Genomic DNA, 16091 nt, shown 5'->3' on the forward strand with positions numbered 1-16091 from the left:
ACGCCCGCTCCTCGCAAGAGGGGCGGGCGTTGTTGGTTTCCGACCCGGTCAGCCGTCGATTCAATCTTCGACACTTGCCTCAAGCGCGTGCATGTCCTTGTCCGACAGGCCGAAGTGGTGGCCCGCCTCGTGGATCACGACATGGCGAATCAGGGCTGCAAAGCTGACGCCGGTTTCCTCCATCTCGGCCAGCAGCGGCTGACGGAACAGAGTGATGACCGGCGGCATCACCTCGGTATCCCATTGCGATCTTTCGGTCAGGGCTACGCCTTCATACAGGCCGGTAAGCTCCCAGCGATCCTCGATCCCTACTGCCTTCAGCTGATCAGGAGCGGCAAAATCCTCCACCCTGAGCACCACATCGGTCATTTCGCGGCGAAACACGGCTGGCAGGCGCGCCAGCACAGCGCGCGCGGCAGCTTCGAAATCGGCACTGGTCGGGTGTGACACGCTGCTTTTGCATCCTTTCGTGCGGCGGGGGGGTGAATTGCTGCAGATACCTATTACATCTGCCAGGGTGAGGACAGCATCCATCCCGCGCAATCGACGTATCTGCCCGGAACGCCTGACGAGATGGATGGTTGACGTCACGCGGGATCGACAGGTGAGGGGGCTCCGATTGAGCCGATGCGTAAAGAAAGACGACAAGCGATGAACTACATCTCTGCCCACGATCATGACGATGAATTCGATCCTGAAAACCCTTTGGGCAAACCCGAAGTGCCCGAAAACGTGCAGGAGGCCATCCGCACGCTGATCGAATGGGCGGGCGATGATCCTGCGCGCGAAGGCCTGCTCGACACACCCAAGCGGGTCGGCCGGGCGTGGCTGGAATATTGCGAGGGCTACAAGGAAGATCCGGCGGTTCATCTGACGCGGCAGTTTTCGGAAGTGGGCGGTTATGACGAAATCGTCCTGCTTAAGGACATTCCCTTCCAGTCGCACTGCGAACACCATATGGCGCCGATTATCGGCAAGGCAGCAATCGCCTATCTGCCGCGCAACAAGGTGGTCGGAATCTCCAAGCTCGCCCGTGTGCTGCACGGCTATGCTCGCCGCTTGCAGATTCAGGAACGGCTCACCGCCGAAGTGGCGCAATGCATCTGGGACAATCTCGAACCGCATGGCGTGGCCGTGGTGATCGAAGCACAGCATGGCTGCATGACCGGGCGCGGGGTCAAGACCCCCGGCGTCGGGATGATCACGAGCCGGGTGCTTGGCTGCTTCATGGAAGATGATCGTAGCCGCAAGGAAGTGATGAGCCTGATGGGCTATTGATCGACGCCCTGGCGCAATCGGCGATAGTTTCAGGGGCGCTTCCATGGCGGGGCGCCCCTTTTTCATGTTTGCGATAAAGGACAAAGCGGCTTAGCCTTGGCGCGGGACAGACCTGACAACCGATAGAAGGAGTTTCCCGATCATGCGCACGACCGCTTCCCGCTTTTTTGTTGCCGCTGCTTTGGCTGCTGTCTTGGCCGCCTGTTCGGGCGATGCCGGCGACGATGCTGCTCCTGCCGCCAAGGATGCGCCGCCGGTACTGAAGGAACGGCACGACAACTTCGAGGCCATCGGTGATGCCTTCAAGGCGGTGCGCGGCGAGCTGGAGAAGGACGCACCCGATTTTGCGTTGATCGCCGCCAGTGCAACTGACATCAACACGCGGGCGATGAAGATCGAAGGGCATTTCCCCGCCGGCACCAGCCGTGAGGATGGCTACGATACGGAAGCCCTGGCAACGATCTGGGAAAAGCCCGAGGAGTTCAAGGCCGCCGCGACCAAGCTGGTCGATGAAAGCGCCAAGCTTGCCGAACTCGCGGGCGGGGGCGACAAGGCTGCCGTTGGCGCGCAGGCCATGGCGATGGGCGGCGCGTGCAAGGGCTGTCACGACCAGTTCCGGCTCGACGACGAGAAGTAACGCCCGTGGCCGACCCGGCTGAGACGGCCTCCGCGCGGCTGCGGGATGTGACGGTGTGGGACCCGCTGCTGCGGCTTACCCATTGGAGCTTCCCGCTGCTTGTCCCGGCGATGTGGTGGACGGCTGAAAACAGCAAATGGGCGCTGCACAAGCGGCTGGGGCTGGTCCTGCTGGGGCTGCTGCTGTTCCGGGTGGTGTGGGGCTTTGTCGGGCCGGAGACGGCGCGGTTCAGCCACTTCGTCAAGGGGCCGGGGGTGGTGTTGGCCTATCTTCGCAGCGGCGCGGGCGGGCCTGCTATCGGCCATTCGCCGCTGGGTGGATGGAGCACTGTGGCGCTGCTTGGCGCGATGCTGGTGCAGGTCAGCTTGGGGCTGTTTGCGGGCGATCCCTTTGACGGGATGACGGGTCCGCTCAATCCGCTGGTTGGCGTGATGGTGGCCGACACGATCACCGAAATCCACGAGACCTTCTTCTGGGTCATCGCCGGGCTGGTCGGCCTGCATCTGGCGGCGATCACCTTGTACGCGGTGAAGGGCGATGATCTGCTCAGCCCGATGGTGGGCGGCGACCGTCCGCCGATGCCGGGCGTCGCCGGGATCGGCCCGATGCCGTGGGTGAGGGGGCTGCTTGCCTGCGGCGTCGCAGGGGGACTGGCGCTGTGGGTGGCCTTCGGGGTGCCGCCGCTGACGTGAACGAAAAAGGGGCGGCTTCCTGCCGGAAGCCGCCCCTTTTCCTGTGGCGTGAGCCTTTTGTCAGAGCTGCCCGAGCATGTAATCCGCGCTCGAAACCTTGAAGTCGCCTGGTTCTTCGACATTGAGCTGTTCCACGACGCCGTCGTTGATCACCATCGAGAAGCGCTGACCGCGCTTGCCCAGGCCGAAGGCCGAGCCGTCCATGGTGAGGCCGATCGCTTCGACGAAATCTGCATTGCCGTCTGCCAGCATGGTGATCGCCTCGCTGCCGGCTGCGGCGTTCCAGGCACCCATCACGAAGGCGTCGTTGACGGCGGTGCCGATGATCTCGTCAACGCCCTTGGCCTTGAGATCGGCGGCCTTTTCGACGAAGCCCGGAAGGTGCTTGGCCGAGCAGGTCGGGGTGAAGGCCCCTGGGACGCTGAACAGCGCGACCTTCTTGCCCGCGAAATAGTCCGAGGACTTGACCGGCTGCGGGCCTTCGGGAGTGGCCTTGATCAGGGTGACTTCGGGAAGCTTGTCGCCAACGGAAATGGTCATGGTGTGTGCATCCTCTTGCATGCGGGGTGTGACCTGCTCTCTAGCCTGCGCTCGTAGGGCGGGCAACAAATAGACATATAAAGATAAGTTTATATTTGCCTCATATGGCGTCTGCCGCTAGGGGCCACAGGCATGAACAGATCACTCGCCTGTGCGGGTGTGCATCTGTGCTTAGGAGATAGAAACATGGCCACCCTCGCTGCCGCCCCGACTCACGAATATGTCATCAAGGACATCGCGCTCGCTCAGTTCGGACGCGACGAGATCATGATCGCCGAAACCGAAATGCCGGGCCTGATGGCGCTGCGCGAGGAATATGGCGCGGCCCAGCCCTTGAAGGGCGCGCGGATCACCGGCTCGCTCCACATGACGATCCAGACCGCGGTGCTGATCGAGACCCTCGTGGCGCTGGGCGCCGAAGTGCGCTGGGCGACCTGCAACATCTTCTCGACCCAGGACCACGCCGCCGCTGCCATCGCTGCGCGCGGGATTCCCGTCTTCGCCGTCAAGGGCGAGACGCTGGCCGATTACTGGGATTATGTCGGCCGCATCTTCGACTGGGCCTCGGAAGCCGATCCGGACCTCACCTGCAACATGATCCTCGACGATGGCGGCGATGCCACGATGTTCGCGCTGTGGGGCGCGCGCCTTGAAGCAGGGGAAGAAATGGGCGAGCCGACCAACGCCGAGGAAATCGAATTCCAGCGCGCGCTCAAGGCCTTCGTCGCTGCCAAGCCCGGCTACCTCACCAAGACGGTGAAGGCGATCAAGGGCGTCTCGGAAGAGACCACCACGGGCGTCATGCGCCTCTACCAGATCGCCAAGCAGGGCAAGCTGCCCTTCCCGGCGATCAACGTGAACGATTCGGTCACCAAGTCGAAGTTCGACAACCTCTACGGCTGCAAGGAATCGCTGGTCGACGCGATCCGCCGCGCGACTGACGTGATGCTGGCCGGCAAGGTCGCCTGCGTTGCGGGCTACGGCGATGTCGGCAAGGGCTCGGCCGCCAGCTTGCGTGACGGCGGCGCGCGCGTGATGGTCACCGAGATCGACCCGATCTGCGCCCTTCAGGCCGCGATGGACGGTTTCGAAGTCGTCACCATGGAAGAGGCCGTCAAGCGCGCCGACATCTTCGTCACCGCCACCGGCAACGAAGACGTGATCACTGCCGAGCACATGATGAACATGAAGCCGATGGCGATCGTCTGCAACATCGGTCACTTCGACAGCGAGATCCAGATTTCGGCCCTGTCGAACTACGAGTGGAAGGAAATCAAGGAAGGCACCGACATCGTCACCTTCCCCGATGGCAAGTCGATCATCATTCTCGCCAAGGGCCGCCTGGTAAACCTCGGCTGCGCCACCGGCCACCCGAGCTTCGTGATGAGCGCAAGCTTCACCAACCAGACGCTTGCCCAGATCGAGCTGTTCACCAAGGCGGAGGAATACGACAACGACGTCTACGTCCTGCCCAAGCATCTCGACGAAAAGGTCGCTGCGCTGCATCTCGCCAAGCTTGGTGTGCAACTGACGCAGCTCAGCCAGAAGCAGGCGAGCTACATCGGCGTGCCGCAGGCTGGCCCGTTCAAGCCGGATCACTACCGCTACTGATGTGATCAAACCGCCCGCTCCGCTCCGTTTTATCACGGGGTTGGGGGCGGGCGGCGCATCCCCCGTTGCACTCCCGCGCGTGCGCGCATAGCGGTTGAGCGATGGATGTAACGCCGCTTTCGCTGTTGCTGATTGCGCTGGTGCTCGCCGCCTGGGCGGTGGGCGCGGGTGTGGTCGTGCTGCGTGCGAATAGGAGTGTGAAGCGCACCAAGGCGATGCGCACGAGCCTGAAGCGGATGCAGACCCTGCTGGATGTCGCCCCTGCACTTCCCATGCTTGTGCGTATCGATGGCCGGATCGAAGCTCCCGAAAAGCTTGCTCGGTTGCTGGGGCTCACCAGCATCCCCCAATATCTATCGGAACTGGTTGTGCCTTCCGGGCAGCCTAAGGCAGGGGGGCTCGCACCGCAGCAAATCGAGGAGTTATGGGCCAAAATCCAGACCACCCAGAAAAGCGCGGCACCCTTTCGAATGGCGCTCAACCTGCCGGGCTCGCGGCGTAGTCTGGCGCTGTACGGCACGCTCGCCGATCCGCAGGTTTCTCCCGGCGGCGCCGCCTTGGTGTGGGTGTTCGACTTTTCCGAGAGCCATGCCGAGATGGCGCGGTTGAGGGCCGCTGCTGCGCGTGCAACAGGGGATTTTGCGGCACTGGTGGGCCTGATCGAGGCGGCCCCGATGCCGATGTGGTTCCGCGGCAGTGACCTGACCTTGCAACTGGTCAACCAAGCCTATGTTGATGCAGTCGGCGCCACTAGTGCTGCCGAGGTGGTGCAGTCTCAGATCGAGCTGCTCGAGCCTGAGAATGAGCGCTCACCCGCTGAAATCGCGGCATCCAGTCTGCAAACTCAGGATAAGTCGGAGCGGATCGTCGCGGCCACCATTCACGGTGCGCGTCGAACCTTGCGGGTTTCGGATCTGCCGCTCGGGCAGGAAGGCGTGGCGGGCTATGCCATCGACATTGAGGAACAGCAGCAGGTCGCGCGCGAATTCCGGGCTTTCCGCGATGCCCAGCGCGCGCTGCTCGATCAGCTTTCGGTCGGTGTGGCGCTGTTCGATGCCGAGGAACGCCTGACATTTGCCAATCGCCCGTTCCGGCGCCTGTTCAGCGTCAACGATGAGGTGGTTGAAGCGCGTACATCGTTCGAACGCTTCCTCGCCGAAGCCCGTGAACGCGGTCTTACGCCTGAAGTGCGCGATTTTCCCGAATGGCGGCGCGAGCGCACTGGCTGGTTCGGGATGCGTGATGCAGTGGAGGAGGCGTGGCCGCTGCCCGGCGGTACGCACCTGCGGGTTGTTGCGCAGCCGATGCCTGATGGCGGCCTTGTGCTGATTACAGAGGACCGCACGGAAAGCCTCGCTCTTTCTGCAGTGCGCGACACCCTGCTGCGCACCCGTACGGCAACGCTGGATAGCCTGTTCGAGGCGCTGGCAATCTTTGCGCCCGATGGTTCGGTGCAACTGTGGAACCGGAGTTTTGCGGGAACTTGGGGCCTTTCCACCGAATTGCTTGATCAGCACCCCAGCGCCGATGAACTTCTGACCGCGATCGGGCGCAACCTTGTGCGTCCCGAAGAAGCCGGTCTGATCGGCGGGGCGGTGCGCGCTGCGACGCTCGACCGGCGGGAAAAAGGCGGGCAGGTGGAACTTGCCGATGGCCGCACCCTGCGCTTTGCGGGAATACCGCTTCCCGACGGAAACGGCCTGCTCACCGTGCTCGACATCACTGCCTCGCAGAAGGCTGAACAGGCCCTGCGCGAGCGTGCCGAGGCGCTCGACGAAGCGAATGCCGTCAAGGCCCGTTTCCTTGCCAATATGAGTTATGAATTCCGTACGCCGCTGACGACTATCGGCGGCTATGCGGAACTGCTGAAAAGCGGCGTGGCGAGCGACCCGGAACAGTCGGGCGAATATGTCGATGCGATCCTTGCTGCGGTCGAACGTCTTACCGAACAGGTCGAAAACGTGCTCGATCTGTCGCAGAGCGAGGCGGGGCTGCTGCCGATTCGCAAGGAGCGGCTCGATCTGCTCGATTTCCTCACAAAACTGGTGCGCGAACGCGAGGAGGCGATCATCGCGGCAGGCCTGAGCCTTGATCTCAAAGGGCGGCGCGGGCGCATCATCGAGGCGGATCCGCGCCAGATGGGAAGGGCGATGGGCAACCTGATCGACAATGCCATTGGTGGAACCCCGGAGGGCGGGCGCATTGTTATCGAGATTCGCCGGCTTGCCGATGGCGGCCCGGGCGCGGGCATGGAAGTGACGATCGCCGATAATGGCAAGGGGATGAGTTCGGCTGAACTTGCCCGTGCGATGGGTGGAGTTCGGGCCGAGAAAGACGCTGCGCCCGAGCGACGCACCGGACTTGGCATTCCGCTCGCCCGTCAACTGATCGAGGCGCATGACGGCACGCTGGAGATCATCAGCCGCAAAGGTGCCGGCACCACTGCAACGATCCGTCTGCCGTGATGGCGTTGCGCGAGGTTCTGCCTGATCTGGCGGCGATGGAGTCCTTCGGCGCGCGCATTGCCCAAAGGTTGCAGCCGGGCGACGTGGTCGCGCTCGAAGGCGGTCTTGGGGCGGGCAAGACGACACTTGCCCGGGCCATTCTTGCGGCGCTTGGCCATGCAGGCGAAGTGCCATCGCCGACCTTTACCATCATCGAGACCTACGCCGCGCCGCCGCTGAGGATGCCCGTGGTTCATGCCGATTTCTACCGGCTCGACGATCCGTCGGAACTGATGGAAATCGGGCTTGAGGATTACCGCCAGGGTGCGGCGCTGATCGCCGAATGGCCTGAGCATGCAGGCGGCTTCACGCAGGAAGCGGGGTGTCTTGCCATCATGCTGGAAACCGTTGGAGAAAGCGGGGAGGGCGGGCGGATTGCGATTGCCCGTGGCGGTGCGGATTGGGTAGGGCGGATGCCATGAACGCTTTGCCTGAGGGTCTCGCCGAATTCATTGCAGCTGCTGGTTGGGGCGGTGCGCAAGTGCAACCGTTGCCCGGCGATGCATCGTTCCGGCGATACTTCCGGCTTGTTAACGGCGACGACCAATCGGCAATGCTGATGCACGCGCCGCCACCGCACGAGGACCCTGCGCCGTTTCTCCATGTCGCCCATTGGCTGAACAGCCATGGGATGCGTGCGCCTGCAATCCTTGCTGAGGATGCAGGCGCGGGCTGGGTGCTGACCGAGGACTTCGGCAACGACCGGATGCGCGACTGGCTTGACCTCAACCCGGATGACGAACGCGAGGCTTATGAAGCCGCTGTCGAGGCGCTTGCTGCGCTTCATCGTCTGCCGCCGGGCCCGTTCCCGGCCTATGACATGGCCGTGTATCAGCGCGAGGCGGCACTGCTGACCGAGTGGTACTGCCCGGCGCAGGGGATCACTGTGGATGCTCAAGCCTATGCCGCGGCGTGGGAGGAAGTGCTGACACCAATGCTCGCTCGGCAAGCGCCCGGCGTTACGGTGCTGCGAGACTATCATGCGGAAAACATCATGCTGCTGGATGGTCGGCCTAGTGCGCCGCAGGGTCTGATCGACTTTCAGGACGCGCTGGTCGGTCACCCGGCCTATGATCTGGTGTCGCTGTTGCAGGACGCGCGGCGCGATGTGGCAGAGCCGCTCGAGGCAGCGATGCTTGCTCACTACGAAGCAGCGGCAGGTGTGACGGGCGAGGACTTCCGCGCCGATTACGCCCGGCTTGGAGCGCAGCGGAACGCCAAGATCGTGGGTATCTTCACCCGGCTTGACCGGCGCGATGGCAAGCCCAGGTATCTTGACCTGATCCCGCGCGTCTGGGCGGCACTGGAACGCGATCTTGCGCATCCAGCCCTAGCTCCGGTGGCGCGCTGGTTCGATGCCAACATCCCGGCGCAGCTGCGGGCCGTCTACGGAGCGTTCCCCGCGTGACCAAGCTCGCTTCTGACACCGCCATGATCCTGGCAGCCGGTCTGGGCAAGCGGATGCGTCCGCTCACCGCCAGCCAGCCGAAACCTTTGGTTCGAGTGGCGGGCAAGGCTCTGATCGACCATGCTCTCGATCGCCTCGCAGACGCAGGGGTTGGCCGGGCGGTGGTGAATGTTCACTATCTCGCCGATGCCTTGGAGGCGCATGTGCTGGCCCGAAAGAGCCCGCAAGTGCTCGTATCGGACGAGCGGGCGCAATTGCTTGAAACCGGCGGCGGGATGGCCAGGGCATTGCCGCTGCTGCCCGACCCTTTTTTCGCGCTCAACGCCGACAATATCTGGCTCGATGGCCCCAAGAGCGCATTCCATGATCTTTCAGTGCGCTGGAATCCCGATGCGATGGACGCGCTGCTGCTGGTGGTGCCACATGCGCGGGCCGTGAATTTTCAGGGGCCGGGGGATTTCCACATGGATCCGCTGGGTCGCCTCTCTCGCCGCCGTGATGGGCGGATAGCGCCCTTCATTTACACCGGCATCCAGCTCGTATCGCACCGCCTCATGCGCGATGCGCCCGAGGGACCGTTCTCCACCAATATCCTCTGGAACAGGGCGATGGAGGAGGGGCGTCTGTTCGGAATCAGTTTTACAGGTCTGTGGTTCGAAGTCGGCACGCCGCAGGCGATCCGTCCGACCGAGGAAGCGCTGCTGGGTGGCTGAGACCCGCAAGCCCGGTCCACTTGTCTATTCCATCCCTGCTCACCGGGGGTTCGCCGATGCGCTGGTGGCAGGTCTGGTCCCGCGTTACAACGAACCCGGTTTCGGCCTTGCCCGCCTGACTTTGCTGGTTCCTTCGAGCCGGGCGGCGCGCACCCTGTCCGAAGCCTTTATCCGTCACGCCGGTGAGAATGGCGAAGGCGGCTTGCTGATGCCGCGCATGATTGCAGTCGGCGATCTTGATCTTGACGAAAAGCTGGGCGCCGGGCTCGATCCGCTTGGCGCGGCGGACATTCCCCCCGCCTGCGGATCGGCTATCGGCGTGGCGCGCGCGCGCTCGATCCGCTTGGCGCGGCGGACATTCCCCCCGCCTGCGATCCGGTGGCGCGCTGGCTGACGCTTGATCGATTGATAGCCGAGGAGCGCGCCGGAGAGGGGATGGAACCATTGCCAGGGCGCGCGCGGCTCAATCTCGCCCGGGAAATGGCGCGGACGATGGATCGGCTGCTGGTTGAGGAAAAGGCAGGCGATGACCTCCTTGGCGACGGGGTGATCGACAGGCTGGGCGATCTGGCCGGGCATTGGCAGCACTCGGTGCGCCTGTTCGCGCGGGTCAATGCCCGCTGGCAGGCGGAACTGGTCACCCGCGGGCAGGTCGATGCGGCGACCCGGCGCAATCTGCTGTTTGCCCATGCTGCGCGTCGCTGGAGGGAGGCTCCGCCGCCGCGACCGATTATCGCTGCCGGAGTGACTAGCGCCGCGCCCGCGCTGGTACGGTTGCTCAGGGTCATTGCCGATCTACCGCAAGGTGCGGTGGTTCTGCCCGATCTCGATCTGGCGATGGATGATGCCGCGTGGGCTGAACTTGGCCGAGCCGGCGCTGCCGATGTCCCCGAAGGTGACGTGTTCGGGGCCGAGGATGCACTCAGCCACCCGCAATATCATCTCAAGCTGTTACTGAACCGTATGGGGGTGAACCGGGCCGAAGTGCAGGCATGGCACAGGCGCGGCGCGGCGGCGGCCGAACCTGCGCGCGCGCGGGCGATTTCCTCGCTGTTCCTGCCTCCACTGGCCAGCCGTGCGTGGGTAGGGCTGGCGGCGGATAGACGACGGCTGGCCGGTGTGCGGTTGTTGACCAGCGCCACCATCGAGGAAGAGGCGCAGGCCATTGCGCTGCTGGTGCGCGAGGCACTGGAGCAGCCAGAAAAGCGCATCGCCTTCGTCACCGCCGATCGCGGTCTTGCCCGCCGCGTGGTGCAGCATTGCGAACGCTGGAACATCGCCGCCGACGATTCCGCTGGTCGCCCGCTGTCGCTGACCCCGGCCGGGCGCCTGTTCGGGCTGCTGGCAGAAATTGCCGCCAAAGGCCCCGATCCTGCCAATCTTGTCGCGGCTTTCGCGCATCCACTGGTGCGAGCATGGGACGCAGAGGCGCGGCGCGTTTGGCTGAGGGGACTGCGCGCTTTCGACCATAAATTGCGCGGGCCATCGCCTGCGCCTGGCTTTGAACCTCTGCGCAAGAAGGCGAAGGAGGCGATGGTCGAAGATTGGTGGGACGAGGCCGAGACTATTGTCGCGCCGCTCACCGATTGGCCCGCACAGATTCCGCTCGCCGAAGCCTTGACCCGTCTATCCGCTGTTGCCGAGGCCTTCGCTCGTTCCGCGATATGGGAGCGCGAGGATGGGCGCGCGCTCGGCACCATGATCGAGGAATTGCGCGGGCATGCCGAAGCTGCTTGCACCATGATCGAGACTGCTGATCTCGCTGGGGCTCTGCGCGATTGCATGAACGAGGTGGCAGTGCGCCCCGGCTATGGCGGCCATCCGCGTGTGGCGATTTACGGATTGCTCGAAGCGCGAATGGCGCGTGCCGATCTGCTCATTTGTGGCGGTCTCAATGAGGGTAGCTGGCCGCAGCCCCCCGGCGCCGATGCGCTGCTGGCCCCGGCGATCCTGCGCGCGTTGGGCGTGCCAGGGGCGGAGTTCCGCATCGGCCTTGCTGCGCATGACCTCGCCGGCTGTCTGGGTGCGCCAGAAGTGGTGCTGAGCCGCGCTCTGCGCGATGCGGAAGGGCCGACACTGCCCTCGCGCTTTCTGCTGCGGGTTGAAGCGTTGCTCGGCGATGACCTCGAAAAGGAGCATCGTGAGCGAGCGATCCCGGCACTGCTGCCGCACCTTGACCGGTTGCGTCCGCCTGAACCGCCCTATCCGCGCCCTGCGCCTGACCCCTCGCCGGAATTGCGCAATGTTCCGATCAAGGTGACAGCACTCGACCGTCTGCTGGGTGATCCCTACCAGTTTTACGCGCAGGCCATCCTTGATCTCAGGCAGCTCGATCCGCTCAATGCCGATCCATTCAGCGATCCGGCGCTGCGCGGGACGCTTGTGCATGCCATTCTCGACAAGTGGCACAAGGCGAGGCTCATCGATCGCGATCTTGCCATCGCCCCCTTTGCCGAAAGCCATTTCGCCGCCGAGCGAGTCCACCCGCTATTCCGGGCGCTATGGCAACCGCGCCTGATTGCCGCGCTCGAACGGTTTGCTGGCTGGGTGCAGGAGAGCGAGGCGGAAGGGCGCACGGTGCTGGCGAGCGAGATTTCGGGCGAGATGACCGTTGAAGGGGTCAAGGTGCAAGGCCGCGCAGACCGGATCGACCAGCTCGCTGACGGCAGTCTCGCGATTGTCGATTACAAGACTGGTGCTCCGCCTCCCAAGAAGCAGGTGCTGGCGGGGTATGCGCTGCAACTCGGGCTGCTTGGTCTGATTGCCCGCGACGGGCAGTTTGCCAATGGCAAGACCGGGCAGGTCGTAGCCGGCATGCCGACCAGGTTCGAATACTGGTCACTCAGCAAGCCGAAGAAGAAGGACGCGGAAGGCTTCGGCTATCGTGAAACGCCCATGTTGGAAGGCAAGGCCAAGACCGGCCTGGAGCCCGACCATTACCTGCCTTTCCACGAGGATAAGCTCGCCGAAGCGATTACCAGCTATATCAAGGGGAACAAGCCCTTCACCGCGCGCGAGAATCCCGATTACAAAGGTTATAACGAATATGACCAGCTGATGCGGCTGGAGGAGTGGCTTGTGCGCCTGACCGATAAGGAGGGCGGGGCATGAGCGGCGGGAACGGTCTGGTCTTCCCGTTGCAGGATAATCAGCTGACCGCTGCTGAGCCGGAGGAAAACGTCTGGCTTTCTGCCTCGGCTGGAACGGGCAAGACGCAGGTGCTCTCCGCCCGCGTGTTGCGCTTGTTGCTGCGCGAGGATGTCAGTCCGTCTCAAATCCTGTGTCTCACCTTTACCAAGGCGGGCGCGGCGGAAATGGCGAACCGCATCAACGCCGTGCTGGCACGTTGGGTGCGGCTGCCCGGGGCCGTGCTGGCAAGAGAGCTTGGCTACCTCGGCGCGGACATAGGCCCGGCGACCCAAGAACGCGCGCGCAGTCTTTTCGCCAACGTCCTCGATTGCCCCGGCGGCGGGCTAAGGATCGATACGATCCATGCCTTCGCCCAGTTCCTGATCGGCAATTTCCCCGAGGAGGCGGGGTTAGCCCCCGGCACGCGTGTGCTGGATGATCGCAGCCGCGAATTGCTCGCGCGCGAAGTGTTGACCGACATGGTCGAGGAAGCGGAGGCGGCGCAGGACGAACGCGTGCTGGGTGGCATCCACATGTTCATCACCCGCAAGGATCCTGGCGCGCTGCACGCATGGCTGATGCGCGCCGCCGGGGCGCAGGAGTTGTGGGAAGGGCCGGACGGCTGGCAGCCGCCGATGGACATGCGGGTGCGCCAGATGCTCGGGATGCCCGCGGATGCGGACGAGGCTTGGGCCGACGAGCCGCTGCACCCCGACATCTTTCCCGACGATCACGTCATGGCAATGATCCCTCCGCTTGAAGCATGGGGCACCGCTACCGCCGACAAGTGCCTCGCCTTCATGCGCGATTGGCTGGCCCTGGACGGATCGGCGCGGGTGGCTGCGGTGGCCGGTTTCCGCGGCACGCTGCTGAAGGCCGATGGCACGCCCAGCCTCAACCTGAAGAAGCCCCGCGAGAGCGATCCCGACTTTGCCGACAATCAGGAGATGGTGGCCGAAGCCCTGCGCGTTCATGACGACCGCCGCGCTCTGCTCGCCTGCGCCGGGATCGTCACCAGCGCGCTGGAGATCGGCCGCGCCTTTGCCGTCCGCTGGGAAGCGCGCAAGGCCCGCGAAGGCCTGCTCGATTTCGGCGATCTGATCCGCAAGGCTGCGGCGCTGCTTGGCCAGTCGGACGCTGCCGACTGGATCCGCTACAAGCTTGATCGCCACTTCGATCACATCCTGATCGACGAGGCGCAGGACACCAACCAAAGCCAGTGGGACATCGTCGAGGCGCTGATCGACGATTTCTTCACCGGCGAGGGCGCGCGCGGTGACAAGCTGCGCACGATCTTTACAGTGGGTGATTACAAGCAGGCGATCTTCGGCTTCCAGGGCACCAGCCCGGAAAACTTCGCCCGTGCCAAGGAACGCATCCACGCCCGCATCCGCGCCGCGCAGGACGGCATCCGCGCCAGCCGCACCAATCGCGGCATTCCCGGCTGGAAGGATCTTGATCTTGGGCGATCATTCCGCACCGCCAACATCGTGCTCGGCTTCGTCAACCGCATGATGGAGGTGCTGGGCTTTGCCGCATTCGGCCTAGACAAGGCGCCGCCAGAGCACGAGGGCGCGGAGCGGCCCGGGCTTGTCACCTTGTGGCCGCCCGTGGTGCCCGAAAAAGGGGAAATCACAGAAGAGGACGAGGACGAGCAGGATAACGCGCGCGACTGGCTGCCGCGCCACGATACGCTGCTGGCCGAAAGGATCGCCGAGCAGGTGCGCCGCTGGGTGAGCGGTGAAGAACCGTTCGTGCTCGAAAAGGGCGGACGCCGTCATGCGCAGGCGGGCGATGTCATGGTGCTGGTGCGTCAGCGCAAGGAGCTCGCCGCGCAAATCGTCGCCAAGCTCTATGCGCGAGGGGTGCCAGTTGCCGGCATCGACAGGCTGCGGTTGGGGACGCCGCTGGCGGTGAAGGATGTGCTCGCCGCCCTGCGCTTTGCCGCGCAGCCGCAGGACGATCTTTCGCTCGCGAACCTGCTTGCCTCGCCGCTGCTCGGGTGGACGCAGGAGGATATTCTCGAACACGTCCCGCGCGCGGAAAAGCAGCGCCTGTGGGATCACTTGCGCCGCGAGGACGCGCCGCCGCTGGTGGCACAGACCGCCGAACGGCTGCGCGATTTGCTGCGCCGCGCCGATTACCAGACCCCGCAAGCCCTGATCGCTTGGCTTCTCACTGGACCGTGGCAGGGGCGTGCGCAGCTGGTCGCGCGGTTGGGGGCGGAGGCCAATGACCCGCTCGACGAACTGCTTAACGCCGCCTTCGCCTACGAGGCCGAACACTGGCCGAGCCTGGCCGGCTTCCTGACGTGGTTCGATTCCGGAACAAGCGAACTCAAACGCGATTCCGACAGTGCCGGCGGGCGAGTAAGGGTTATGACGGTGCATGGTTCGAAGGGCTTGCAGGCGCCGATCGTGATCCTTGCCGATGCCACCGGCGCGCCGGGCGATGCAGGCGATCTCGCGCTGGAGGACGAGGTGCTTGGGCTGGCTTCTGGACGCAAGCGCCTCGTACCGCTTCCCCAGCTCGGTAAGGATGAGAAACGAGGACGGATTGCCGAAGCCGAGCAAGCCAAGCAGATTGCTGCGCTGCAGGAGCACTGGCGGTTGCTTTATGTCGCTTTGACCCGCGCCGAAGAAGCGTTGTTCATCGGTGGGTCGTTGAATAAGAACGAAGCGAAAAAGGGCTTGCCTCACGAGGATAGCTGGCACGCGCGCCTCGCGCCGTTGTTTGAAGATGAGCCGCTGGAAGACCCAGTATGGGGCTGGCGCAAGGAATGGGGAGAGCGTGCCGCGCCGCTCACGCTGGATGGCGACGCGGGGGAAGTCCCGGCAGCACCGCTCGAACTGCCGGGCTGGGCCGTGACGCCGATTGGCCCCGAACCGCGCCCTCCGCGCCCACTTGCGCCGTCTTCTGTCGGTGAGGACAAAGGGGCAGAGCCGCCGCTGCCGCCAGAGGCAGCGCGCGATTCTGCGCGGCGCGGCAGTCTGATCCATGCACTTCTAGAACGCCTGCCTGATGTCCCCTCGGCCGAACGCAGGGAAGCGGCGCTGCGCTGGCTGAAGCGGCAGGCGGGCGACCTCGACGACACATTGCGCACTGAGATGCTGGACGCGGCGATTGGCGTGCTCGATCACCCGGATTTCGCCGCCATCTTCTCGGAAAGGGCGCTCGCCGAAGTGCCTCTGGCCGCGACCGTCGATGGCGTGGTCGTGGCCGGCACCGCCGATCGGCTGCTTGTGGAGGACACCCATATCACTGTCGTAGATTTCAAGACCACCCGCCGACCGCCTGCCAGCCTCGCTGAGGTACCTGTTGCCACGCTTGGGCAAATGGCGGCCTATGTTGCCGCGCTCCAGGCGATCTATCCAGGGCGCGACGTGCGTGCCGGCGTGCTCTATACCCACGCGCCTGTATTGTTCGAGCTGATGCCGGCCACGCTTGCTGCGCACAAGCACAGCTTGCAGGCCCCGCAGCAATCATTCTTGCCGCCAGATATTGAGTGATAAGCCCGGCAAACTAGATTGCATTCATGAGACCGGCGCTCCAATGCTCCGGCAAAAGGAGACAAGCGAC

At 64.3% G+C, this 16091-nt stretch carries 13 protein-coding genes; 11 read left to right on the forward strand and 2 right to left on the reverse strand.

The window, feature by feature from the left end; translation table 11 throughout:
• Positions 1-60: 60 nt before the first annotated feature.
• Positions 61-450, reverse strand: a complete 390-nt coding sequence (locus tag CHX26_RS10015; RefSeq protein ID WP_233997112.1) for a metallopeptidase family protein — start codon at positions 448-450, stop codon at positions 61-63.
• 201 nt (positions 451-651) lie between these two features.
• Between CHX26_RS10015 and folE the strand changes: the two genes are divergently transcribed.
• The 3 genes from folE to CHX26_RS10030 all read left to right on the forward strand — a co-directional run bounded on the left by folE (position 652) and on the right by CHX26_RS10030 (position 2607).
• Entirely contained in the window at positions 652-1278 is a 627-nt protein-coding gene (gene folE / locus CHX26_RS10020; protein ID WP_104942243.1) for a GTP cyclohydrolase I FolE, read from the forward strand.
• 142 nt (positions 1279-1420) lie between these two features.
• Positions 1421-1915 (forward strand): c-type cytochrome, encoded by a 495-nt coding sequence (locus CHX26_RS10025; RefSeq protein ID WP_104942244.1) that lies wholly within the window; start codon positions 1421-1423, stop codon positions 1913-1915.
• 5 nt (positions 1916-1920) lie between these two features.
• Entirely contained in the window at positions 1921-2607 is a 687-nt protein-coding gene (locus CHX26_RS10030) for a cytochrome b/b6 domain-containing protein (RefSeq protein WP_104942245.1), read from the forward strand.
• 60 nt (positions 2608-2667) lie between these two features.
• Here the strand turns inward: CHX26_RS10030 and CHX26_RS10035 are convergent, their stop codons facing one another.
• Positions 2668-3147, reverse strand: a complete 480-nt coding sequence (locus CHX26_RS10035) for a peroxiredoxin (RefSeq protein ID WP_104942246.1) — start codon at positions 3145-3147, stop codon at positions 2668-2670.
• A 186-nt stretch (positions 3148-3333) separates the two neighbouring features.
• On the opposite strand from CHX26_RS10035, the gene ahcY reads away from it, so the two are divergent.
• From ahcY to addA, 8 genes are all read left to right on the forward strand, one after another.
• Positions 3334-4758 (forward strand): adenosylhomocysteinase, encoded by a 1425-nt coding sequence (gene ahcY / locus CHX26_RS10040; RefSeq protein WP_104942247.1) that lies wholly within the window; start codon positions 3334-3336, stop codon positions 4756-4758.
• Between the two features lie 101 nt (positions 4759-4859).
• Positions 4860-7223 (forward strand): PAS domain-containing sensor histidine kinase, encoded by a 2364-nt coding sequence (locus tag CHX26_RS10045; RefSeq protein ID WP_104942248.1) that lies wholly within the window; start codon positions 4860-4862, stop codon positions 7221-7223.
• Positions 7223-7684, forward strand: coding sequence for a tRNA (adenosine(37)-N6)-threonylcarbamoyltransferase complex ATPase subunit type 1 TsaE (tsaE, locus tag CHX26_RS10050; RefSeq protein ID WP_172449908.1), 462 nt, complete (start codon positions 7223-7225; stop codon positions 7682-7684). The genes CHX26_RS10045 and tsaE overlap by 1 nt, the downstream gene beginning before the upstream one ends.
• Positions 7681-8670: an aminoglycoside phosphotransferase family protein gene (locus tag CHX26_RS10055; RefSeq protein WP_104942249.1), complete on the forward strand. Its 990-nt coding sequence runs from the start codon at positions 7681-7683 to the stop codon at positions 8668-8670. The genes tsaE and CHX26_RS10055 overlap by 4 nt, the downstream gene beginning before the upstream one ends.
• On the forward strand, positions 8667-9383 hold the full coding sequence (locus CHX26_RS10060; RefSeq protein ID WP_233997114.1) for a nucleotidyltransferase family protein: 717 nt from the start codon (positions 8667-8669) through the stop codon (positions 9381-9383). The genes CHX26_RS10055 and CHX26_RS10060 overlap by 4 nt, the downstream gene beginning before the upstream one ends.
• Positions 9376-9777 carry a hypothetical protein gene (locus tag CHX26_RS16230; protein WP_335682295.1) on the forward strand — a complete coding sequence of 134 codons (402 nt, stop codon included), beginning with the start codon at positions 9376-9378 and terminating at the stop codon, positions 9775-9777. The genes CHX26_RS10060 and CHX26_RS16230 overlap by 8 nt, the downstream gene beginning before the upstream one ends.
• Positions 9762-12494 (forward strand): double-strand break repair protein AddB, encoded by a 2733-nt coding sequence (addB, locus tag CHX26_RS10065; RefSeq protein WP_335682296.1) that lies wholly within the window; start codon positions 9762-9764, stop codon positions 12492-12494. Before CHX26_RS16230 ends, addB begins: the two co-directional genes overlap by 16 nt.
• The gene (gene addA / locus CHX26_RS10070; RefSeq protein WP_104942250.1) at positions 12491-16021 is read left to right on the forward strand and encodes a double-strand break repair helicase AddA; all 3531 of its coding nucleotides are present in this window, start codon (positions 12491-12493) and stop codon (positions 16019-16021) included. The genes addB and addA overlap by 4 nt, the downstream gene beginning before the upstream one ends.
• The last annotated feature ends 70 nt before the right edge of the window (positions 16022-16091 follow it).

It is taken from the genome of Porphyrobacter sp. HT-58-2 (assembly GCF_002952215.1).
Classification (GTDB): Bacteria; Pseudomonadota; Alphaproteobacteria; order Sphingomonadales; family Sphingomonadaceae; genus Erythrobacter.

What these genes read in the sequence shown, in the direction of transcription:
- folE (WP_104942243.1), top strand. Translation starts at nt 652, where the DNA reads ATGAACTACATCTCTGCCCACGATCATGACGATGAATTCGATCCTGAA.
- CHX26_RS10025 (WP_104942244.1), top strand. Translation starts at nt 1,421, where the DNA reads ATGCGCACGACCGCTTCCCGCTTTTTTGTTGCCGCTGCTTTGGCTGCT.
- CHX26_RS10035 (WP_104942246.1), bottom strand. Translation starts at nt 3,147, where the DNA reads ATGACCATTTCCGTTGGCGACAAGCTTCCCGAAGTCACCCTGATCAAG.
- ahcY (WP_104942247.1), top strand. Translation starts at nt 3,334, where the DNA reads ATGGCCACCCTCGCTGCCGCCCCGACTCACGAATATGTCATCAAGGAC.
- CHX26_RS10045 (WP_104942248.1), top strand. Translation starts at nt 4,860, where the DNA reads ATGGATGTAACGCCGCTTTCGCTGTTGCTGATTGCGCTGGTGCTCGCC.
- tsaE (WP_172449908.1), top strand. Translation starts at nt 7,223, where the DNA reads ATGGCGTTGCGCGAGGTTCTGCCTGATCTGGCGGCGATGGAGTCCTTC.
- CHX26_RS10055 (WP_104942249.1), top strand. Translation starts at nt 7,681, where the DNA reads ATGAACGCTTTGCCTGAGGGTCTCGCCGAATTCATTGCAGCTGCTGGT.
- addA (WP_104942250.1), top strand. Translation starts at nt 12,491, where the DNA reads ATGAGCGGCGGGAACGGTCTGGTCTTCCCGTTGCAGGATAATCAGCTG.